Source organism: Vibrio gazogenes (assembly GCF_002196515.1).
GTDB lineage: Bacteria > Pseudomonadota > Gammaproteobacteria > Enterobacterales > Vibrionaceae > Vibrio > Vibrio gazogenes_A.
In genome coordinates this window covers 2,865,207-2,887,103 of sequence record NZ_CP018835.1, presented here as the reverse complement: position 1 = coordinate 2,887,103, position 21,897 = coordinate 2,865,207, and the positions used below count along the sequence as shown (strand labels likewise).

The window sequence follows — 21,897 nt, the reverse complement described above, 5'->3', positions numbered from 1 at the left end:
CATGCTGGCTCATTTAAGTGTCAATAATTTTGCAATCGTAAAATCATTACAGTTAGAACTTTCTCAAGGAATGACCACCATTACCGGCGAAACTGGTGCAGGTAAGTCCATTGCGATTGATGCGCTCAGTTTATGTCTCGGAGGCAGGGCAGAAGCCAGTATGGTGCGTCAAGGTGAAGAAAAAACCGAAGTCTGTGCTGCATTTCTGCTCGATCACAATCTGCATGCCACCCGATGGCTTGAAGATAATGAACTGCTCGACGGCAGCGACTGTATTCTTCGTCGGGTGATTACCAAAGAAGGCCGCTCCCGCGCATTCATCAATGGGAATCCGGTACCGATCTCACAACTGAAATCACTCGGCCAGTTACTGATCAATATTCATGGTCAGCATGCCCATCAACAACTGATGAAAAGTGAACACCAACTGACGATGTTGGACCAATATGCCGGTCATGCCGATTTATTGAAAAAGACACGAGTGGCTTACCAGAATTGGCGTCAGGCCAGTAATGAATTGAAACAAATCCGTGAAAACAGCCAACAGAATCAGGCACAGCTCCAGTTACTTGAATATCAAATTAAAGAACTGGATGAGTTATCGCTCGGTGAAGATGAGTTCCCCGAACTGGAACAGGAATACAAACGTCTGACCAATAGTGGTGACTTACTCACCCTCAGCCAAAATGCAATCCAATTATTAAATGAAGGCGATGAAGTCAATGCTATCGGTTTACTTCAGTCAACCAATCAGGTTCTGGTTCAATTAGCCGAGCTGGATGAAAAAATGGCGATGTTGCCTGCTATGCTTGCAGAAGCACTGATTCAGTTAGAAGAAGCAAACAGTGAACTGCGCGACTATCTGGATCGGATAGAAGTCGATCCGGCACAAATGGCGCATATTGAAGATCGCTACTCCAAAGTCATGTCGCTGGCTCGTAAACACAATGTGCTGCCGGAAGAGCTCTACCAGCACCACCAAAACCTACGTCAACAGATTTCCGCACTTGATTATTCTGACGAAAAACTTGAGCAGCTTGAGAATATTGTGGCAGAAGCGTATCAGTCATTTGTTCACCGCGCTGAAAAGCTGCATCAGTCCAGAATGCGCTATGCCAAAGAACTCAATAAATTAATCAGTCAGAGTATGCATGAACTAAGCATGGAAAAAGCCAAGTTCCAGATGGATATTCATTATGATGACAATCACCCGTCTCCACTCGGATTCGATTCGGTGAACGTCATGGTGTCGACCAATCCGGGCCAACCATTGCAACCCATGACAAAAGTCGCCTCAGGCGGAGAACTATCGCGAATATCACTCGCGATTCAGGTGATTACTGCACAAAAAGTCGAAACCCCAAGTTTGATCTTCGATGAAGTCGATGTCGGCATCAGTGGCCCGACAGCTGCTGTCGTCGGGAAAATGCTACGTCAACTGGGTGAATCGACCCAAGTCTTATGTGTCACCCACTTACCACAGGTTGCCGGTTGTGGACATCAACAACTTTTTGTTGCCAAACAAACGAAAGGCGGAAAAACCCAAACACAAATGCTCAAGCTGGATAATCAGCAACGGATTGAGGAATTAGCAAGATTACTTGGCGGTAGTCAAATTACTGAAACAACGTTAGCGAATGCAAAAGAGTTATTGCTTGTAGCTGCATAACGATTTTCACACAAATTTATTTTATTATCCATTTCCTGAATATCCCCCCTCATTATAAATATCGGGCATTTTGATTAAATGATATCCCGCCCGATATTTATTTTGATTTTTTCTGCATTTGATCTTAACTTAACAAAAAAAACGGATAGAATGTGCCGCAATTCATCATTGCCCATTCAAAATATCATACAAATAATATATTCATGTTATGTTAAAAGAACAATGCATAAAACACATTGATAGAAATATTAATGGCGTTATTAAAATCACAGATCAAAAGAAAACTTATTGGCTAAAAATTGGCGGAGAGGATAAATCTAACTTTATCCGAAAGGTTTCGTCACTTGCGAGTAAGTTCAATTTATTTTCATGCTTCCAGTCAAAAGCAACGATGAATTCATGGTCACGTTTTGAGCATGAAAAATCGGTATTGCTTTATTTAAATTCAATTGGATTTCAAGTTCCGAATATCGCGCTGGAAGGGAAACGCTTCTTTGTCACATCTGACAAAGGCCTACCACTCTCTCAGGTTGAGGCAGACCGTATTACTGATGATATATTGATGCAACTGTTCAATCTATTCATCAAATTACATAATGCGGATATTGCTCACGGACGCCCGGCACTGCGCGACATATTAATCGACCAGCATAATCAGCTCAGTCTGATTGATTTTGAAGAATCAATTATGCACGCAAGTCCAAAGCTCAAAGCAAGAGACATTTATCTCTTACTTATGGACTTATGCCGTATCAAACAAGTCACGATTGAACAAAAAAGAAGGGCATTATGTTATTGGAAGCAACAGGTTTCCGATGAATATTGGCAAAGCTTAATAGAAATCCATCAGCTTTTGCGTAAATTTAAACCACTAGCCTATGGTGTTCTATTCTTTAAAAAGAATAATAAATTAAGTCGGCAACTGATAGAAACATGCCACCTGCTTGATAGTTTTTATCATATGAATTCATTCACAAAGATTCACCAATATAAATAATTCCGATTCATCAATTTATTATCAACCAATACAGTATAAATCAGAATATTAAACATCAGACCAATTATATTTTATTTGTGAATATCTAAAATCAATCATTGGTTATTTTTATACCCAAATGACCTCAAGATGCAGTTTCAGCGAGAATCACTGGGCTCAGAGGCAAGGCAGAGATTTGAGTCATAGCCATTCTATGGCGAGAATCTCTAACACAGTCTCTGAGTTCAGTTCATGAGAAGCGCCATCATCCTCTCAACCAGCCCGCCATGATTGTCGGGTGCTTCTCATGACCGGAGATATCCCGTCAACTCTATCTGTCTAACCAAATCTACCTATCTAACCAAATGAGGCTGTCCAACCCCATTAAACCGTTCGAAAAGCAGCACATATGACCATCAGGATCTATAATCAGTGACGAATTTTGAAAAAAAACCGATCAGATGCAACAAAATCTAAAATTTGTAGTCTGAGTGTGGGATAAGATGGTGGGGAACCCTTTTACTTCTTCACCAAGCTTGTTTATTATCAGCCAAGCTTTCACTCTAAATGACAATGTAGTAAACAAACTATGCAATTGAAGAAGTCTCTCATCACCGCGTCATTAGCAATACTTGTCCTTAGTGGATGTTCATCGGTTACCGATATGTTGGTTTACCGGATTGATATCAACCAAGGCAACTACGTTGATCAACAAGAAGTTGATCAATTGAAATTCGGCATGACCAAACAACAGGTCCGCTATGTCCTTGGTTCTCCGATGCTCGTTGAGAATGGTTATCCCGATACTTGGTACTACATTTATCATCATGTCTCTGGTCATGAAGATCCGGTTCAGAAGAATCTGATCGTCAAATTTGACAAGAGGGGGTCACTGATTCATCTGGCTGGTGACTTTCATAACAGTGACCAATTCTTTGAAAGCGTCCAGTAAACGAGTCAAACCATCAATTATAAAAAAAGCTCGCGGCGCGAGCTTTTTTACTATCAGAATCACAACGATTTCTTAAGTGGATTGGGTTTACCGCCGGTTACCGGGTCAGCGGTTCCCGCAGCTTTTGCCTGCTCTGCCCGCTTCCTGCGAATTTCTTTCGGATCGGCCAGCAATGGTCGGTAAATTTCGATCCGGTCTCGATCCCGGACTGTCGCATCCAGTTTCACCGGACGACTGAAAATCCCCACTTTATTCTTGGCCAGATCAATCTCCGGATACATATTCAACACACCAGATTGGCGGATAATCTCTTCCACCGTCATCGATGGCGATACAACCAACGACAGCACGCGCTGCTCATGTGGCAGCGCATACACAACCTCCACATGAATCGTATTCTCTTCATCCGTCATACATACACCTGCTTTGCCCGTTTGGTGAAAGCATTCACCATATTATTGGTCAGATCATTGAATACTTTGCCGAATGCCAGCTCAATCATCTTGCTGGAAAACTCAAATTCAAGCTTCAGTTCAACTTTACAAGCCCATTCATCGAGCGGTGTAAAATACCATCCACCACGCAGCATTTTAAAAGGGCCATCCACCAAATCCATCAAAATAGCTTCAGCCGTTATCAACTGATTCGACGTAGTAAATGTTTTGCTGATCCCCGCTTTGGAGACATCAACAGAAGCGACCATCTTGTCAGCATTTGACTCAATCACTCTCGCACCGGAACAACCCGGCAAAAACTCAGGATAACGCATCACGTCATTGACTAAATTAAACATCTGTTCAGCGCTAAACGATACCAGTGCAGAACGACTCACCTGCTTCATTGATGCTCCTTCTTCCTCTTTACACCTAAGCGCTGTAATTTTACTGTGATACACAAGTGAGCTCAAGGTCAGCATCTCGCTCCCGACTGGTTTCAACCAGTCAATCCATCACCTCAGAATGACAATAATCGCAGATTTATCAGACAATTGTGTATATTTTGCACCAATGCCAATAAAAGGATTTCCCAAGCAACACGCAATCCGTATAATACGCCCCACTATGGCAAAGAAAAAATCAAAACCAGGGAGCAACACGATTGCTCTGAACAAAAAAGCTCGCCACGAATATTTCATTGAAGATGAGATAGAAGCTGGTCTGGAGCTTCAGGGCTGGGAAGTGAAGTCACTTCGCCAGGGCAAAGCAAATATCGCAGAAAGTTATGTCTTCTTGCGTAACGGAGAAGCTTTTATCTCCGGCATGAGCGTTATCCCACTGCAACAAGCTTCGACACATGTGATTGCCAACCCGACTCGGGTGCGCAAACTCCTTCTCTCTCGTCGTGAACTCGATAATTTATTCGGCCGAATCAATCGTGAAGGGATGACCTTAATCGCGCTATCGCTGTACTGGTCTCGCTCATGGGTCAAAATAAAAATCGGGGTTGCCAAGGGTAAGAAGTTACACGATAAGCGTGATACGGCCAAAGACCGTGACTGGCAACGCCAAAAAGATCGCGTGATGAAGAGCTCACTGCGTTAAACTTAACCATATGATTGTGCAGCACTAGACAGTAGGAACAATTCTGGTAGTATGCACACTCTACCTCTGGGGCTGATTCAGGATTCGACGGGAATTTTGCAGTCTGAGGTGCATGCCGAGGTGCGGTAGGCCTCGTTAACAAACCGCAAAAAAATAGTCGCAAACGACGAAAACTACGCACTAGCAGCTTAATAACCTGCTGAGAGCCCATCTGCCCTAGCCTCTGCTTGTAGGACGGGGAGTTCAGATGGTCAAACCAAAACAAGCTGGCGTGGATTCCCCCACCTGAGGGATGAAGCGTAAGACATAATTCAGGTTAGCTATTCATTCGCGTGTCGGTTCGCAGGTGGTAGTGAAATTAAAGATCGACTAAGCATGTAGTACCAAAGATGAATGATTTTCGGACGCGGGTTCAACTCCCGCCAGCTCCACCAAATCATAGTTTAAAGACGTCCTCGGGCGTCTTTTTTCTTGCCTGTAACATATTAAAACCAACAAGTTAACACCCCACAGTATTTCACTACATCTTTGATTTTTAGTAACCATGATAGTGGTTTAATGACCTCGGACATCAATTAAGATGGTAAAGTACATACCATAGCAAGACGTGCTCTATGACAAAGAAGCGTCGTTCATTTATAGCAGAGTTTAAACTTGAAGCTGCATGTTTGGTCACTTGACCAAGGTCATTCTATACCCGAAGCCAGCCGTTCCCCTGGTATCGGTGAAACAATTCTCCGACATTGGGTTAAACAGCTTGAACAAGAGAGAACTGGCGTAACGCCAGGCAATAAAGCGCTAACGCCTGATCAGCAAAAAATTCAGGAGCATGAATACATCGAAAAGGAAGCTGGCTAGTTATTACTCTAAAGTGAGGTTATCAATGAAAAAACAACTTAACTTAGCATCTTGCAAATGTTCTTATACTATCTATGGCAATCAAGAACGACTTGGAAAAAATAGCACACCATTAATTTTATTACATGGAACAAATAGTGATGGTGAAGCCAGTTATGGAAAAATTCATCCCTACTTTTCAAAGGACAGAGTAGTCATCATACCTGATTATGCCGGCTGCGGAGATTCATCTCTGCCCGAAACTGAACTTTCTGTCGAGCTCTTAGTAGACCAAATTTTAGCTATCTTTGCGGACAGTGGTTATGAAAAGTTCGATGTTGTAGGCCATTCACTTGGCGCTGTTGTGGCTGCGGTACTCGCCAGTGGGCATCCACAATATATCAATAAGCTTGTATTGAGTGCACCTTGGTGTAACTCAAATGATGCTAGACACCAATTGATTTTTAATACATGGAAAGAACTCGAAGAGTCAAACTCAAAACTTTCGATGTCCTTTGCTCTCTCTCATGTCCTGAGCCCTAGTTTCTTAGCAAAAATGGACCACCATGTTGTCCAAGCTATCTGTCATAGTAAAAGTGCTCCCGAAACAAATCGCAGAATCCAACTAGGGATGGAAGTTGACATTATCAGTGAGCTTGAGGGGATAACATCTGAAACTTTAGTCATTGGTTTGAAATTCGATACATTAATTCCAACCAATATGGTTCAAGATGTAGCCAGATTAATCAATAACAGTCAGTACAGAGAAGTCAATAGTGGTCACGCAGTACAGATAGAAAACCCATCAGACTGGGTTGAAGAAATAAATCAATTTATCTCAAATTAAAAGAGTCGTTGAAAAACAATGAATCATAAATACCACGCAGTCATTGTCGGAGGGGGAACCTCCGGCATATGTATCTTTATTGCTCGATTTTTGTCAAAAAGATATGATCCCCTTATATACAATACATTTATTGTTAAACAATTGTATTGTATATAGACATAGAGCGATGGCAGTCAAAACAGCATGGGCAATGAGGGACAGTTTAATTCATATCAACCAGTTAAATAGAGACACCGAACGTGGCTCCAAATGCAACTGTGTTTGTATCTCATGTGGCTCAGGACTTGTCACAAGAATGGGAGAACATAAGGCATATCACTTCTCACACAGCTTAGACAGCAACTGCTCCGTTGAAAGCATCCAGCACCAACTAGCTAAATCCATTATTGCCGAAAGCATTTCAGATTCCATCACTACAGCACATCAGAACCCCGTTTATCACGCTTTAAGCAACAAAACCGTGTTAGCCTTGAAAACTCATCCAATTGCTAATTTTGTCTCCGCAAAACGCAGTTTTTTCTGGCGTGGACTGGCTAAAAAGTACGCCAAGGTTAAAGGTCCTAATCTCCCCATATACATCATAAAGATGATAATCAGTTCACCCGATGCGGAAAGCTGACCTGTTAAACCACGAGATAAACCCACAGTGCCCAATGCAGAAACTGCTTCAAACACGACATCGATCATCGGGGCATTTTCCGTCAAGAGTAATGCAAAGATGGCTAACCACGTCACTACAACCGAAATCATCGTCAGTGCAAGAGCTTTGCTGATCGTATCTTTCGCGATTTCACGTTTAAATACATGGATTTGCTCATCACGACGTAAGTAAGCGTAAGTCGATAAAATCAACACCATGAAGGTCACAACTTTGATACCGCTTGCTGTACTTAAAGAGCCGCCACCAATGAACATCAATACGAGAACAATAGCAGTTGTAGCATCTTCGAGTTGGTCAATCGCGAGTGTATTAAAGCCTGCGGTTCGTGGGGTTACTGCCTGAAACCAAGAAGCCAGCCACTTACCGAGTTCGCTGAGTGGCGCTAAGGTGTTGGGGTTATCACGCTCGATTAGGTAGATGGCTATCACTGCCACGGCATTGATAAGCACGGTTCCCGTTATCATCATGCGACTATAAACCGTCAGTTTTGACCATCGACGATTTCGCTTTAAATCTATCCACACCGAAAAGCCCAGCCCGCCAATAATAAAGAGTCCTGTAATCGTCAGGTTAACGACGGGATCATCCACATAAGGCATCAAGCTATCAGCACTTAAGGCAAACCCTGCGTTATTGAACGCACTGATGGTATAAAAGAAACCGTGAAATACACTGGTTGCCCAGCCAAGTTCATCGCTCCAATACCAAGACAGTATGATCATTCCAACTAGCTCGACGGTGAGCGCAAACATCAGCACGGATTTAGCGGTCGCCACAAGCGTCGAGGCATCGGTTTGATCGAAGGCTTCTCTGGCAACCGTGCGCTCTAAAAAGCCAATTTTTCCTCCCAAAGCAATCAAGGTCACAATGGCAAAAGTCATGAGTCCGAGACCGCCACACTGAATGAGTAACGCGATGACCACTTGCCCAAATAAAGTGAACTGTGTGCCTGTATCCACCACCACGAGTCCTGTCACCGTCACCGCTGAAGTCGCCGTGAACAGACTCTGTATCCAAGTGATAGGCTCATGAGCAGCAATCGGCAGCTTGAGTAAGACTGTCCCCAACAGAATAAGCAGTAAAAAGCTGCCACTTAAAATCAGTGGCGGCGCACCGACTATTTTTTTGCCTGACTTGGGTTTGCGTTCTAACGGCGTGATAGAGGGGTGCCACAATACCATGTCACACCAACCTTGGAGCGAGGTACTTTAGCTCGGCGCGTGTGCCACACAACAGAATGATATCATTCGCTTTCAAGACAAAATCCTGATCAATCTGATTAAGCACGTCTTGTTCACGTTTGATAAGGACCGTTTGCACGCGGCCTTTGGCCCAACCAAGAATGTGTCCAATCGGAGTATCGTGTAACGATGCTTTGATATGAATTTCAACCACATACAAGCCGTGACCTAAGGACAAGTAGTTATTCACCATGGGGTAGTTGAGTGACTGAGCGACACGCACGCCCATTTCCTCTTCTGGATGAATAATACGTTGCACGCCAAGTTTCGATACAATGGTGTGATGTGCTTTGCTGCTAGCCTTAACCCAAATCTCTTGAACACCGAGATTTTTCAATGCCAACGTGCAAAGCAAACTGGATTGCATGTCTTCCCCAATCGCGATCAATACCGCTTCACTGTTGCCAAGATCTAATTCACGCAGCGCGTTTTCATCGCTAGAGTCACAAATAATGGCTTGCGTTAGCTCCTCGACATATTTATCGACAATTTTGGGGTCGCGATCAACGCCCGTCACAGTGTGTCCGAGATAGATCAATTCAAGACTGGCCGCGATACCAAAACGTCCGAGCCCAATGACAGTAAAATGTGCCATGACAATACCTTTACTATTTTGTCCAAAAGTGTGGCAATTACAGGGCTAACACCGCGAAGTATTTCCGCCAGCGCACGATCATTGCCAGATGTAATATTCAGATGCCTGTATTAGAAACAAGTGGAAAATTGCTTGCTACCACGTCCAAGTACATTGATACGAGGTCTTAATCGACTCAGGTGTTTCTGCTTTAAGCAGACCCATTCGTCCGATATGGAGTATGACCAATCATCAAGTGGTGTTATGAAGATTCATCACGAGGTGACGCCATCGAAACTAAACGGTAGCCGATCCCTGATTCGGTTTTAATGATCTGTTGTTCGTCTGCACTGTCGTTGAGTTTTTTGCGTAACTGACTAACCAGTATGCGCAGATAGTGGGTGTCGTCGGTATGACTTTCGCCCCACACCTCTTTCAACAAATCCGTTTGCTTCACAAGTTGGCCCGGTGTCCTCATCAGCATGTCGAGAAACGCAAATTCCTTTTTGGTCAGAATGACTTCTGCATCGGAAAGCCAGCATTGATGGGTACTTTTTTGTAGCTTGAGCGGACTAAAAGTAACGATATCCTCGCCAAAATGGTGACTGACTAAGTCTCGCAGTAGTACCTTAATGCGTACAATAAGTTCTTTAATGCCAAACGGCTTACTGAGATAGTCATTCGCCCCCGCTTCAAGCAAGCGGATCTTCTCTTCTTCTTGATCGCGTGCCGTGAGGATAAGCACCGGTGTTTTACTTGACTGACGAATCATCGATAGGAATTCAATGCCATCACCATCAGGCAATCCCAAATCGAGCACCACCACATGCGGTTGAACACGCTCAAATTGCACTTTTGCCGTCGCTAACGAGTCTGCTCCTACGTAATCAAAGCCTTCAGCCGCCAAAGAAATGCGCATAAACGTTTGGATTTGAGGCTCATCATCCACCACCAGTATTTTGTAATTCACTTACTGCTCTCCTTGTTGACTGCTAGGCAGCGTAATCCGAATCAAACAACCTTGTGATACGTCGACACATTCGATATGGCCATGATGGGCTGAGATCACACCTTGAGCCACACTCAATCCAAGTCCTGAGCCAGAATCGTCACTTCTTTTTTCCTTGCCGGAATAAAACAGCTCAAACATTCGTTGTGCGTCTTCGGGTTGCAGTGATTGCCCTTGATTGTAAACATCAATCACCACATTCTGCTGGCTCTGATAAATCGTCACACTGACCTGTTTATCTTTGGGAGAATAACGCAGCGCATTGTCTAGCACATTGAATAACGCTTGCTCTAACAAAGCCCGACTGACTTCAACCGATGGCACCGCCCCATTGACGACAACCTCAATACGGGTAGTAGATGAGGAGAAACGGCCGATGACACTTTTTACAATGTGAACAATAGATTCTTGTTGCTTCTGGATGCGAACCACGCCGTGCTGCAATTTCGTTGCTTGCAACAGGTTCTCTATGTATTGATGCAAGCGATGACTCTCTTTGATGGCACTGTCGAGCAGTTCATCCTTTTCTTTGGCTTGCAGTTGCATCTGATATTCTTTGAAGGTGGTAAGGTTACCGATAATCCCCGCGAGCGGCGTTCGCAAATCATGGGATACAGAGAGCAAAATTTGGTGGCGCAATTGCACTTGTTTTAGCGCATTCTGTTGACGTCGATATCGCTCGGCGAGTTGGCTGGTGGTAAAGGCCACCACAATAAAAACGACTAAATTGATGATGTCATCTAAGTGGAACATCTGAAGCGAATATCGAGGCGTGGTAAAGAGAAAGTTGAAACTGACGGCTTCGGCAATCGCAGCCACATAAGCGAGTCGTGAGTGACAATGGAGAGCAATGACAACAATAGAAAGCTGGAGTATCAGTAACACAGCCATTGTGGAGCCTAACCAGTGGTCAAGTCCGAAAGAGACGACAAGTGCCAAAACCAACACCGACGCGGATAAAAGGTAACGCTTCTGTAGCCAACGCATTGTCATAGCCGTCATTTGAAAGAAAATTTAACAGCGACTCTATCAGATGCGCAATCAGGGTTCGCGTAAAAAAAGCGTAAAAAATAGCGAAATCTAGACACGGTATATCCAATCAGAGGAAGTCACAAACATCATCGTAACTTCCTCGACTTATGTATCGCGATTAATCAGTTCCGTCATTACCTAGGCTAATATATAACGGGTGAAGCGCACCGTGTATATGACATGGCTATGCGCGAGACTTTTGGCTGGGATTACCGATATGCAGAAAGCAGAGTAAAGAGCCACCAATAACTCAACAAACCGAGATTGTTACCGTCTCATGGGAGATATCATCGGATAGGTGGAAGACGTTAAATCCAATCTCTTTTTCTTGATCATATTTTGTTTCATGATGACAAGAATGATCAAACTGAATCCATGAAGACGGACATGATAGAAATACCGTATTTGCTCTTTCTTCGATAAAGTAATTATGACAATGCCCATAAGCAAGATATTTTAAATTATCTATTTCCGATAGTGATTGCATCAATAAATCACCGTTATCAAGACATATCTTTTTAAACCAATCTGCGCCAATTTTAAAAGGCGGATGATGAATGAAAACGATTTTATTGGCGCGCGCTCTAAGCTGAGACTTTATGACTTCAAAATAAGCAAGGTCGATCTTTCCTCCACCGAGATGCTCTCCTTTTTCACTGGAGTCCAAGAAAACGATATCATTGTTCCCTATTTCTAAAACATCTTGAATTTTAAAGCATTCCTCTTGCATAGCCAATGCTTTCATGAGTGCAATATTGTCATGATTACCGGGAATCGCATAGATATCGCTTTTAGTAAAATCTCTTATATATTGATAAAGCGCCAAATAATGTGCCCGATCAGCGTTCATGACCAGATCGCCGGAAAGGACTAAAATATATTCATCATATAAATCATTAATTTTGTTTAACACGAAAGATAAATGCTTCCTTGAAGGATGATCTTTATCTTTAATACAAAAGTGTATATCTGATATTTGAACAATTTTATCCATTTTTATTTCGCCTTCCCATCATGTTTTAATGCCGTACACATTATCAAAAATAAATGGATGAGAAGCGATGTTTTATAATCAAATATATCTATTTTGTTAACCGGTACGCTCATCATGGTCCAGAAGAACAATCGCAGCCTAAGCCATGGTTACCTTGTTCCTGAGATTGGCTGTCACGGCGAACTGTCCGTCAACAGTTATCACCACGGCTTCCAGACCATCGATTTGATTCACCGTCTCTAAAATACTTTGGGGATCTAATCCAAACAGCTTGGTGGTATAGATGTCACAATCCAATGATTGATCGGCAATAATACTTAACGAAGCCACATTGTTGTCGACAGGGTAACCCGTGTGGCTATCAAAAATGTGGTGATACTGATTGCCATCGTGTTTCAAGGTTCGTTCATAAATGCCTGAGGTGACAACCGACTGATTTCTTATCGCGACTTTGGCAACACAATTGCCTCTCGGTAGAAAAGGATTTTGAATCCCGACATCCCAATCAAGGTTGTTTTTGGGTGACTCACCGTAAACCAGCAAATTCCCCCCGATATCAACCATGGCAGCAATCGGCTGTTTTTCTTTAAAGAACTCCATGACCTTATCGCTGAAATATCCTTTCGCAATCGCCCCCAAATCAATTTCTAAACCTTCTTGAGCAAAGAATACCGAATGACGCGCATCGTCGAGGACAATATTGGCAGGATCTAAACAGCCCAAGACGTTGTTGATCTCCTCCTGGCTCGGAACCCGCGCTTCTTTAAAGCCGATGCGCCAAAGCTTAATCAACGGGCCAATGGCAATGTTCAAAAAACTGTTGGGTTCAAGGCTGTGCGCTTTGCCGATCTTGATCAGTTCATACAAGTCTCGGTCAACGACGACCGGCGCTTTCACCGCCGTCGTTTTCAACGCAAATAATTGAGAGTTCTTATCGTTGGCACTAAAAACCTGCTCGTAATGTCTTAACAGTGCACACGCTTCTGCGACCCATTGTTCAGCCTGCTCCCCCTTGAAATAAAGGCGAATCTTCGTCCCCATCAGTTCGATCATTTGATTGGCGTCAGTCATATGTTCTCCTTTTCGTCCCATCGGTGTTCTGTCTCATTCGTGCGCGGCGGTCTCTTTAATGTGCAAAAACGAATCCAGCAGACCTTGATCCAAGTCTGACAGTTTCCGCTCACTATGATAGGCAATGAAGTAATCTAAATTTAATTGGTCCACAGGCAGTTCATAGATATTGTACTGTGAAGGGTTGGGAGTAATTGCCAGACTCTCAGGGATAAAAGTGACGCCTAAATCGGCCATCGCAAGACGCCTCACGGTTCTTATTTCGGTACTTTCCAGCATGATGTCGGGCTTTACTTTATAAACACTGAATAGCTGGTCTACCTGCGCTCTGATTGCCGAACCTCTGGCGGTTAATACAAGCTTCTGCCGCAATAAATCTTCTATCGCAATGCTGCCCGGAGCAATATTGGCGGTATCCTTTTGATAAAGCGCGCAAGACTTCGGAATGATGGCAAAATAGCTATGTCTTCCCCATGTCACTGCCAGTAAATTCGGGGCGATATGACTTGAGTTCTGCCCGATGAAAAAATCCACTTCACCCTTTAATAACCGCTTCTCATTATTTTCCGGAAGATCTTCCACCAGCTCGATTTGACAATGGGGGAACTGAGCCAAAAAATCAGGCAAAAACAATGGGATAAGGTAGCTGCCAATACTGGCTAAAATCCCGATCTTGATTGTCGTTTTATCCACATCGGTTAAAGCGGTGACTTGCCTGCGCATGTTGGCGTAAAGCGTTTCAAGAGAGCTGAGATAGTCATAGTAAACTTTCCCCTGCTCGGTTAAACGGTAAGGCAGTTCACTGCGGTTGATGATCTGACAGTTCAGTTCATTTTCAATACGTTTGATGACCTGCGTTAAATAAGGTTGGGAAATATAGAGCGAATCAGCAGCCTTACTGTAATTGCTAAACCGCAACAAAGCATCAATGTAATATAAAGTGTTTTGATTGTGGTACTTTAACATCTCATTTCCCTTCTAAACTGCCAGTCTTACCACTATAACAAATTACTTATTAATAACTAACACATTACTATTAGATAGCCACTTCAGACTATGTTAAAACAGTAACCAGAATTTAATTATGGTTATTAAACATACAGGAAGATTTCTCATATGAACTACTTAGCAATTGTTGGCACCAATTCTAATGTGTCAACCAACCGTATGCTGTTGCAATTTATGCAACGGCACTTCAAAGAAGAAGCCCGAATTGAACTCTATGAAGTCAGAGACTTGCCAGTATTTTACGAAGTGAAAGACGACCAAGTCCCCGAAGAAGTCGCAGCGCTATCGGCTAAAATTCTTCAGGCGGATGGTGTCATCATTGCAACGCCAGAGTACGATCATGCGATCCCCGCGGTACTGAAAAGCGCATTGGAATGGATCAGTTATACCAGTCAGGCACTGACCGACAAGCCGGTACTGATTGTCGGCGCATCCCACGGAGCGCTGGGATCCTCACGCGCTCAAGCGCATCTTCGCCAGATTCTTGACTCACCAGAACTGGCCGCACGTCTCATGCCAAGCAGCGAATTCCTGTTAGGAAAATCGCAATCTGCCTTTAACACCAGCGGCACCTTAATCAATGAAGAGAAGCGCGCTGAACTCGATGAGATTTTTAGAGAATTTGTGCTGTTTACGCAACTCATAACAAAACTCTTATCAGAAAAAACCGTCATCAAAAAAGACAAAAAATACGTTTGGCAAACTCAAGAGGCATAAGATCAATGAAATTTACAGCAATCGTCGGAACCACTTCGCCAAAGTCCCACAACCGGACACTGCTTCAGTTCATGCAAGCGTATTTTAAAGACAAAGCAGACATCGAGTTGTTGGAAATCGACGAAGTTCCGATGTTTAATCAGGACAACCCATCCAACAATCCGCAACTGCTAGCAATCAACGAGAAAATTATCGCAAGTGACGGCGTGATTATTGCGACCCCCGAGTATAACCACTCGATTCCGTCAAGCCTGAAGAGTGTTCTGGAATGGTTGAGCTACGAGCTCCATCCGCTTGATGGCAAGCCGGTGATGATCATCGGCGCATCCATTGATGCTCAAGGCTCTTCACGAGCTCAGCTGCACTTGCGTCAAATACTGGATGCCCCCGGCGTCAATGCGAACGTGATGCCCGGATACGAATTCCTACTGGGCAATGCACATCAAGCTTTTGATGACAATGGCCAGCTGAACAGCGATAGCACTATCGACTTCTTAGAAATTTGCTTCTTACGCTTCATGCGTTTTGCCAAGATTTCCAACCAATTAAATGAGGAAGAAGCGTTCTCGTTCACACCGGGCACTTATGACGTTCACGCGCTGGGTCACGGTGGGGCGCTGCCAATGAAAGTGGCGTTCAGCGAGAAGAAAATAGAACGGATTGATATCGACACAGCCGGTGAGACAGAAGGTCTGGCAGACGTGGTATTCGTTCGTATCCCAGACAAAATCATCGAAGGTCAGACACTGAATGTCGACGCTCTGTCTGGCGCGTCTGAAACCAGTCATGCGGTTCTCGATGGTGTCGCGAAGGCCGTGAAACTGGCGGGCGTGAACCCTGATATTTTAAGACGTCGTCCGAAACCGGCCAGTAGCTTAAACAAAGGGGATGAAGAATACAGTTGTGATGTTGTGGTGATTGGCGGCGGCGGTGCCGGTTTAAGTGCTGCGGCAACGGTCTTACAACAAGGGAAACAAGCCATTGTGCTGGAAAAATACCCAGCCGTCGGGGGGAATACGATCCGTACCGGTGGTCCAATTAACGCAGCAGATCCCGAATGGCAACGCACGTTTGAAGAAAACCCCGGTGAAAGACACACCATTGAAGCGCTTCTCAGCATCGATGAAAGTGATATTCACGAAGAGTACCGGGATGACTTCCGCGCTTTAAAACAAGAATTCGCCGCTTACCAAGCACAGTTCGGTAAAAATAAAGGTTACCTGTTTGATTCACCGCTGCTGCACAGAATGCAGACTTATTTCGGTGGTAAACGGACTGACCTCCAAGGCAATCATATTTATGGCCAATATGATCTGGTTAAAATCTTAACCGATCGTGCGTTAGAGAGCGTTCAATGGCTTGAAGATATCGGTGTGGAATATGACAAAGATATCGTCTTTGCGCCGGTCGGTGCGCTCTGGCGTCGTGGTCATAAGCCCGTGAAAAAATACGGAACGGCCTTCATTCTTGCGTTAAGCAAATATATTGAAGACATGTCCGGCACCATTATCACCGATAGCCCGGCGAAAGAATTCATCATCGAAGATGGCGAGATCAAAGGGGTTATCGCAACGGGCGTCAACGGGCAGAAAATCACGATTCGTGCGAAAGCGGTTGTTCTGGCAAGCGGCGGCTTTGGTGCGAACACCAAGATGCTCAAACAGTACAACACCTACTGGAGCAACATTGCTGACGATATCAAGACAACCAATTCCTACGCGATGACAGGTGACGGCATCCTGCTGGGTCAGTCTGTAGGTGCCGGATTAACGGGAATGGGCTTTACTCAGATGATGCCGGTCGCAGACCCGAACACCGGTGAACTGTTCAGCGGTCTTCAGGTGCCACCGGAAAACTTCGTCATTGTGAACAAACAAGGCAAACGGTTTATCAATGAATTCGCAGGGCGTGACGTTCTGACCAAAGCGGCATTGGCTGAGGGGGGGCTGTTCTATCTGATTGCGGATGATGAAATCAAGAAGACCGCAGCCAACACCAGTCAGGAGAAAATTGACCGTCAAGTTGAAGCCGGCACCCTGTTCAGAGCCGATACACTGGAAGATTTAGCCCGCCAAGTGGGGATGGATCCGGCCGTACTGGTGGAGACCGTGAACAAGTACAACAGCTATGTTGAAGCTGAACACGACCCTGAATTCCATAAAGATACGTTTAGCTTGAAAGTGGAAAAAGCACCTTTCTATGCAACGCCACGTCAACCCGCCGTGCACCATACAATGGGCGGCCTGAAGATTGATACGGCAACGCGTGTGCTTGATGAAAATAACCAGCCAATCAAGAACCTTTACGCAGCCGGTGAAGTGGCCGGTGGTATCCATGCCGGTAACCGTCTTGGTGGCAATGCACTGGCTGATATCTTTACGTTTGGCCGAATTGCAGGGCAAACCGCGATTGCAGAAATGGACTAAACACACCGATTCAAACCACAAAAGTGCCACCGTCAGGTGGCCTTTTTGTCTCTAAAAGTATTAAAGAAGTATGGGAATTCACGAATTGTGTCGCAAAGTGACCCTGCCTGCCTCGCCACTGCCAACAAAATCGCTCACGATACCAACATCAAATCACAGCAAGGTATCATCATGATAAAACTGGCAATGTTCAGCAAAAACAACCCCACTCGACGCGGTAACGGTTTGTTTTACCCCCGGCTCATAGTAGGATAACCGCGATGAAAACAGCACTCGACCACCTCCCGGAGCGGAAGCAGCAAGAACTTCACACCATCACCACCGTATTACGCGATACGCTGGATGATTTTCTGCGCAACAAAAATGGCAGTAAGGCTGAATTTCGGATCCTTAAAATTATCCTGTTCGGCAGCCATGCCAAAGGCACATGGGTGAGCGACCGACCCAACGGTTATATCAGCGATTACGATATTCTGGTGATCGTCAACCGCTCATCATTGGTCGAAGAGTACGCGGTGTGGCACAGCGCCGAAGAGCAGATCGCGCGTCGGGTCACTTCTGCCCCACTCGGCTTGATCGTCCACACGCTCAATGAAGTCCATCAGCAGCTCCAGCAAGGTCATTACTTCTTTGCTGATATTCGTGAACAAGGCATTGAACTGTTCAGCGCCGATAAGCGAGAGCTGCCCATGCCGGGGAATTTAAGTGAAGCAGAGCGCGTTGCGATAGCCAGTAAACACTTTAGCCACTGGTTTGAAAGTGCTGAGCAACATGAAAAATATTTCAGAATCATGTTCGAGAACAAAGACTTGAATCTCGCTGCATTCATGCTTCACCAAGCCACCGAACGTTTTTTCGCCTGCACCCTGTTAGTGTGTACCAACTATCTGCCCAAAACCCACAATATTGAAAGCCTGCGCTCGATGTGCGCCCAACAAGATCCGGCCTTTGCCGAGCGATTCCCGATGGACAACAAATTCCACCGCCGCAGCTTCCAGCGCCTTAAACGCGCCTACATCGATGCCCGTTATTCCGAGCATTACGAGATCACCGCCGAAGAGCTGACGTATTTACAAAGTGAAGTAGATAAATTGCGGGAGATAACCGAACGGGTTTGTCGCGGGCGGATTAAAGGCACAGAATAATAAACAGTGTCGATGTACTCTGGCAGCTTAGCTTTATCGCAACCTTTGATACTCAACAAACGAAAAACACACCAGAACTTCGATGACTTCTCAGAGGTTGCAACAATAAGGCTCATGTCCAATCAGAATCAGCAAAATTATAATCATGCGCTTGTACATTACCACCGAGCTTTTCTAACTTTGTTTCGCTGCCAACAATCCACTGCCACATGCTATCTACGGATGATTTGGTATTTTTTTCATTCATAAATTGTGAAATACTGCTTGCTGGTTTCCACTTCCGATCTTGTTTATTCCCACCGATATAAACACCTCGTCCATCTGTGAGCGGTCCGACATCCTTTTGATTTAAAGGATTTAAAAAACTGGGTACGATAGAAACAAGTTGTGCTTCAGATTTGTAATGCGCGAGCTCTTCGAAAGTGATCACTGGCACACCTGCAATCGTTAGATCTTCATGAATATTGAGTGATTGTAGCCACTGTACATAATCCGCATGAAACTCAACGTGCCAAGCATGCATCAACTTAGCGACCTTTCTAACCACTGAGCGATAAATGTGTAGTCCTACTTGAGATGGAGCGCCATTTGCCGCGGCATTTCCTCCACCGTAAGGGTATAGATTACCGACCAAAGTTGAATGCGTACCAGGCACACCGTAAAGGTGAAAACTTCGGTTATCAACTACCCCGGTCATCGTCGGCATTGTGGTAGCAAAACCAACAGAGCGTTCGTCATGCGCATAAAAGCCATGATATTCAGTGACATGCTCAGGAAGTTCCCACCAATTAACAAGTTGATTGTTGAGCTTTCTCAAATTGTTGACAACCGTTTCGCCAAACTGACGTGTATAACTTGATATCCACGTAACGGTTGACATGACAGCAAGATCCAACCATCCCATATCCAGCGCTCGTACATTGGTACCGAGCCCTGATACCGGGTCCATTGCTACGATTTTTATTTTAAGAACGATAGGAGCACCATCGAGTTTATCAAGTTCGCACCAAACTTTTGACACCATATTAGCCGCATAAATACAACCTATACCACCTCTACTCCATCCCATCATCGTTACAACAAGCTCAGTATCGTGACTGTGTCCTTGTTGAATCGCCTCTTTCATTCTTGTTCTTGTATTCATCACAAATGTAACAATATTTTGTACATCACTTCTCATCTGCACGCCAAAAGCTGTACCTAATCCACTTGATATAGCATTTCCACCTTTACTTCCACCGACACCATTTATACGTAATACATTGTCATTTTGCCCAGGAGCATCTTTAGCATACTTCCCAAAACGTGAAACTATTTCACCATGAATGAAACGTCCTTCCTCTCTAAAGTCTTTTTCATAATTAGAATCTGTACCGTTGTAAAAAATATGTAGTTTCATATATACCTTCCAACTCGCAAACATCCAGTGGACGCGTAGATTATTGAAGTCAAAATATTGAAGTAATCAATACTATCCATATGCCCATGGTTCATATTATGAAGGTAAATTTAAGCTTAACAGCCTGATATCACTTGGGGTTACACATGAGGTTTACTGTCGAAATAATGTTTTTAAGGTACAAAGACCTCCACTTTCTATTCGTAGGTAAAAAATTGATTGGATATAGATCAACCTGACACACATGAATCAAATACACTTCTCACTCTACTTATATTCACCCATCACCAATTTTAACAATTAAATAACAAATAAAATATTTATGTGATTTAACTCACAATAAAACCCTGTGATTGAGATCTCTTTTATTCATAGATTGTTTTTTGATCTAATTTTTGTCGATCTTGATCACAACATAGCCTTATTGAGTGTTTAATAATCAAACCATAACAAAATAAGGAGAAACCTATGAAAATTGGTATCGTGATTAGTGGCGGAGATGGCGCCGGTATCAATAACTTTATATTTCAGGTGGCTAGACTGTCCGGTGCGGATATCACTATTTTTAATGGCGGTATCTACGGATTGCTGAACGGTAGCAAGATCGATATCAGCTATCGCGATTTGATTGATTACTCGATTTCTTCAATGCCGATTATTTCATCGGGGCGTTCAGAACGATATTTAAATCCCAAAGAGTATGATTTGATTGCGAGTCGTTTGAAGAAAGAAAAAATATCTGTGCTTATTTTAGCTGGCGGTGACGGATCGATGAAGTTTCTCCATAAACTTAGTCAATATGGGGTGAACTGTTTTGGCGTCGGCATGACGGTGGATAATGATCTAGAAGGCTCTGAATATACGATTGGATTTTCAACCGCCTGTGAAGAAGTATTACATGAAGTCACAAAATTAAGGAATACCGGTCGGGCACTGCCGAATCGGGTATTTATGGTTGAAGTGCTTGGTGCATATTGCGGGGAATTAACACTCCAGTCGGCAATAAAATCGAATGCTGACTTTGCACTGATTCCTGAATATATGATTCCGACTGAAGAATTAGCCAACCGAGTCAAAGATAAATTAGCGATTCAAAATAGTGTGATTATTTTATGTGCCGAAAGTTATACCCATGAATATACCCCGGGATTTCAAGGATCGATTGATACGGTTGCAGAACAACTAGAACCTTTAATTGGTATCCGAATCAGAAAAACAACATTAGGTTTTGGTTTAAGAAATGGCAACCCGACAACGGAAGAGATTTATCAAGGTACGATTGCTGCCAGCGAAGTCGTACGTTGTATAAAAAGTGGTATGGCAAACAAAGTCATTGTCATCAACGCCAGCAATAAACCAATACCGGTGGACCTCAACACAATGCAAAACCGGACAATTGATAAGGAAGGCCACTATTTTAAACTAGCAAAACAATTAGAAATTATATGAAAACATAACGTGATGAAAGGTAGAACATGAAGAAGGATTAACTCATGACTTATAATATATGGTGTGTATGCGGTTGTGGTTTGGGCTCTAGTTTTGCGTTAGAAATGACAGCCAAACCGATACTGGAAAAACTCGGTATTGATTTTAGTTTAAATCATACAACGGTATCAGAAGTTTTAGCATTAAAACCTGATGCGATTATTACCTCAAGTTCATTCTCCGACGCAATAAAAGCAAGCGCCTCTCCTGAGGATGCAGAAAAGATAATTACTATCCAAAAATTTACAGACAGTCATGAAATGGAAGAGAAATTAAATAAATTCTTTAATCATTAATAATATTTCTCTAT

Annotated in this window: 20 protein-coding genes, 1 other RNA gene and 2 pseudogenes; 13 read left to right on the top strand and 10 right to left on the bottom strand. The window is 43.8% G+C overall.

Translation table 11 applies throughout. The features are described 5' to 3' along the window. Nucleotide 1 precedes the first annotated feature (1 nt). The 3 genes from recN to bamE all read left to right on the top strand — a co-directional run bounded on the left by recN (nt 2) and on the right by bamE (nt 3,597). On the top strand, nt 2-1,669 hold the full coding sequence (gene recN, locus BSQ33_RS13220) for a DNA repair protein RecN (RefSeq protein ID WP_021020897.1): 1,668 nt from the start codon (nt 2-4) through the stop codon (nt 1,667-1,669). Between the two features lie 208 nt (nt 1,670-1,877). Next, the gene (locus tag BSQ33_RS13215) at nt 1,878-2,666 is read left to right on the top strand and encodes a hypothetical protein (RefSeq protein ID WP_088134279.1); all 789 of its coding nucleotides are present in this window, start codon (nt 1,878-1,880) and stop codon (nt 2,664-2,666) included. 568 nt (nt 2,667-3,234) lie between these two features. Beyond that, nucleotides 3,235-3,597, top strand: a complete 363-nt coding sequence (gene bamE, locus BSQ33_RS13210) for an outer membrane protein assembly factor BamE (protein ID WP_021020895.1) — start codon at nt 3,235-3,237, stop codon at nt 3,595-3,597. Between the two features lie 59 nt (nt 3,598-3,656). Here the strand turns inward: bamE and BSQ33_RS13205 are convergent, their stop codons facing one another. Then, complete coding sequence (locus BSQ33_RS13205) at nt 3,657-4,010, bottom strand: RnfH family protein (RefSeq protein ID WP_021020894.1); 354 nt, start codon at nt 4,008-4,010, stop codon at nt 3,657-3,659. Further along, the gene (locus BSQ33_RS13200; RefSeq protein WP_088134278.1) at nt 4,007-4,438 is read right to left on the bottom strand and encodes an SRPBCC family protein; all 432 of its coding nucleotides are present in this window, start codon (nt 4,436-4,438) and stop codon (nt 4,007-4,009) included. Before BSQ33_RS13200 ends, BSQ33_RS13205 begins: the two co-directional genes overlap by 4 nt. 220 nt (nt 4,439-4,658) lie before the next feature. Here BSQ33_RS13200 and smpB point away from each other — a divergent pair, with 220 nt between their 5' ends. The 5 genes and pseudogenes from smpB to BSQ33_RS22175 form a co-directional block, all read left to right on the top strand. After that, nucleotides 4,659-5,138: an SsrA-binding protein SmpB gene (gene smpB / locus BSQ33_RS13195; RefSeq protein ID WP_021020892.1), complete on the top strand. Its 480-nt coding sequence runs from the start codon at nt 4,659-4,661 to the stop codon at nt 5,136-5,138. Nucleotides 5,139-5,206: 68 nt separating this feature from the next. Beyond that, nucleotides 5,207-5,572: a transfer-messenger RNA gene (gene ssrA, locus BSQ33_RS13190) on the top strand. Nucleotides 5,573-5,752: 180 nt separating this feature from the next. After that, a pseudogene (locus tag BSQ33_RS13185) lies at nt 5,753-5,972 on the top strand (transposase); the annotation flags it as partial. 49 nt (nt 5,973-6,021) lie between these two features. Beyond that, the gene (locus BSQ33_RS13180) at nt 6,022-6,822 is read left to right on the top strand and encodes an alpha/beta fold hydrolase (protein ID WP_157721397.1); all 801 of its coding nucleotides are present in this window, start codon (nt 6,022-6,024) and stop codon (nt 6,820-6,822) included. A gap of 103 nt (nt 6,823-6,925) precedes the next feature. Then, a pseudogene (locus BSQ33_RS22175) lies at nt 6,926-7,144 on the top strand (hypothetical protein); the annotation flags it as partial. A 155-nt stretch (nt 7,145-7,299) separates the two neighbouring features. Here BSQ33_RS22175 and BSQ33_RS13170 read toward each other — a convergent pair. From BSQ33_RS13170 to BSQ33_RS13140, 7 genes are all read right to left on the bottom strand, one after another. Continuing rightward, nucleotides 7,300-8,664, bottom strand: coding sequence for a TrkH family potassium uptake protein (locus tag BSQ33_RS13170; protein WP_088134276.1), 1,365 nt, complete (start codon nt 8,662-8,664; stop codon nt 7,300-7,302). 1 nt (nt 8,665) lies between these two features. Then, complete coding sequence (locus tag BSQ33_RS13165) at nt 8,666-9,319, bottom strand: potassium channel family protein (RefSeq protein ID WP_021020886.1); 654 nt, start codon at nt 9,317-9,319, stop codon at nt 8,666-8,668. A 241-nt stretch (nt 9,320-9,560) separates the two neighbouring features. Beyond that, on the bottom strand, nt 9,561-10,268 hold the full coding sequence (locus tag BSQ33_RS13160) for a response regulator transcription factor (protein WP_021020885.1): 708 nt from the start codon (nt 10,266-10,268) through the stop codon (nt 9,561-9,563). Next, complete coding sequence (locus BSQ33_RS13155; RefSeq protein ID WP_088134275.1) at nt 10,269-11,294, bottom strand: sensor histidine kinase; 1,026 nt, start codon at nt 11,292-11,294, stop codon at nt 10,269-10,271. It abuts the gene before it with no gap. 295 nt (nt 11,295-11,589) lie between these two features. Beyond that, entirely contained in the window at nt 11,590-12,333 is a 744-nt protein-coding gene (locus BSQ33_RS13150; RefSeq protein ID WP_088134274.1) for a metallophosphoesterase, read from the bottom strand. Between the two features lie 138 nt (nt 12,334-12,471). Next, a complete protein-coding gene (locus BSQ33_RS13145) occupies nt 12,472-13,404 on the bottom strand; it encodes an FAD:protein FMN transferase (RefSeq protein WP_088134273.1) in 933 nt (310 codons plus the stop codon). Between the two features lie 33 nt (nt 13,405-13,437). Continuing rightward, the gene (locus tag BSQ33_RS13140; RefSeq protein ID WP_088134272.1) at nt 13,438-14,370 is read right to left on the bottom strand and encodes a LysR family transcriptional regulator; all 933 of its coding nucleotides are present in this window, start codon (nt 14,368-14,370) and stop codon (nt 13,438-13,440) included. Nucleotides 14,371-14,520: 150 nt separating this feature from the next. Here BSQ33_RS13140 and BSQ33_RS13135 point away from each other — a divergent pair, with 150 nt between their 5' ends. The 3 genes from BSQ33_RS13135 to BSQ33_RS13125 all read left to right on the top strand — a co-directional run bounded on the left by BSQ33_RS13135 (nt 14,521) and on the right by BSQ33_RS13125 (nt 18,700). Then, complete coding sequence (locus BSQ33_RS13135; protein ID WP_021020879.1) at nt 14,521-15,129, top strand: NADPH-dependent FMN reductase; 609 nt, start codon at nt 14,521-14,523, stop codon at nt 15,127-15,129. Between the two features lie 5 nt (nt 15,130-15,134). Further along, a complete protein-coding gene (locus tag BSQ33_RS13130; protein WP_088134271.1) occupies nt 15,135-17,555 on the top strand; it encodes a flavocytochrome c in 2,421 nt (806 codons plus the stop codon). 260 nt (nt 17,556-17,815) lie between these two features. Next, the gene (locus tag BSQ33_RS13125) at nt 17,816-18,700 is read left to right on the top strand and encodes a HEPN domain-containing protein (RefSeq protein ID WP_088134270.1); all 885 of its coding nucleotides are present in this window, start codon (nt 17,816-17,818) and stop codon (nt 18,698-18,700) included. A 112-nt stretch (nt 18,701-18,812) separates the two neighbouring features. Here the strand turns inward: BSQ33_RS13125 and BSQ33_RS13120 are convergent, their stop codons facing one another. Next, the gene (locus BSQ33_RS13120) at nt 18,813-20,099 is read right to left on the bottom strand and encodes a hypothetical protein (RefSeq protein WP_088134269.1); all 1,287 of its coding nucleotides are present in this window, start codon (nt 20,097-20,099) and stop codon (nt 18,813-18,815) included. A gap of 468 nt (nt 20,100-20,567) precedes the next feature. On the opposite strand from BSQ33_RS13120, the gene BSQ33_RS13115 reads away from it, so the two are divergent. Beyond that, nucleotides 20,568-21,548: a 6-phosphofructokinase gene (locus BSQ33_RS13115; protein WP_021020875.1), complete on the top strand. Its 981-nt coding sequence runs from the start codon at nt 20,568-20,570 to the stop codon at nt 21,546-21,548. 44 nt (nt 21,549-21,592) lie between these two features. Then, complete coding sequence (locus tag BSQ33_RS13110; RefSeq protein WP_021020874.1) at nt 21,593-21,883, top strand: PTS sugar transporter subunit IIB; 291 nt, start codon at nt 21,593-21,595, stop codon at nt 21,881-21,883. Nucleotides 21,884-21,897 lie beyond the last annotated feature (14 nt).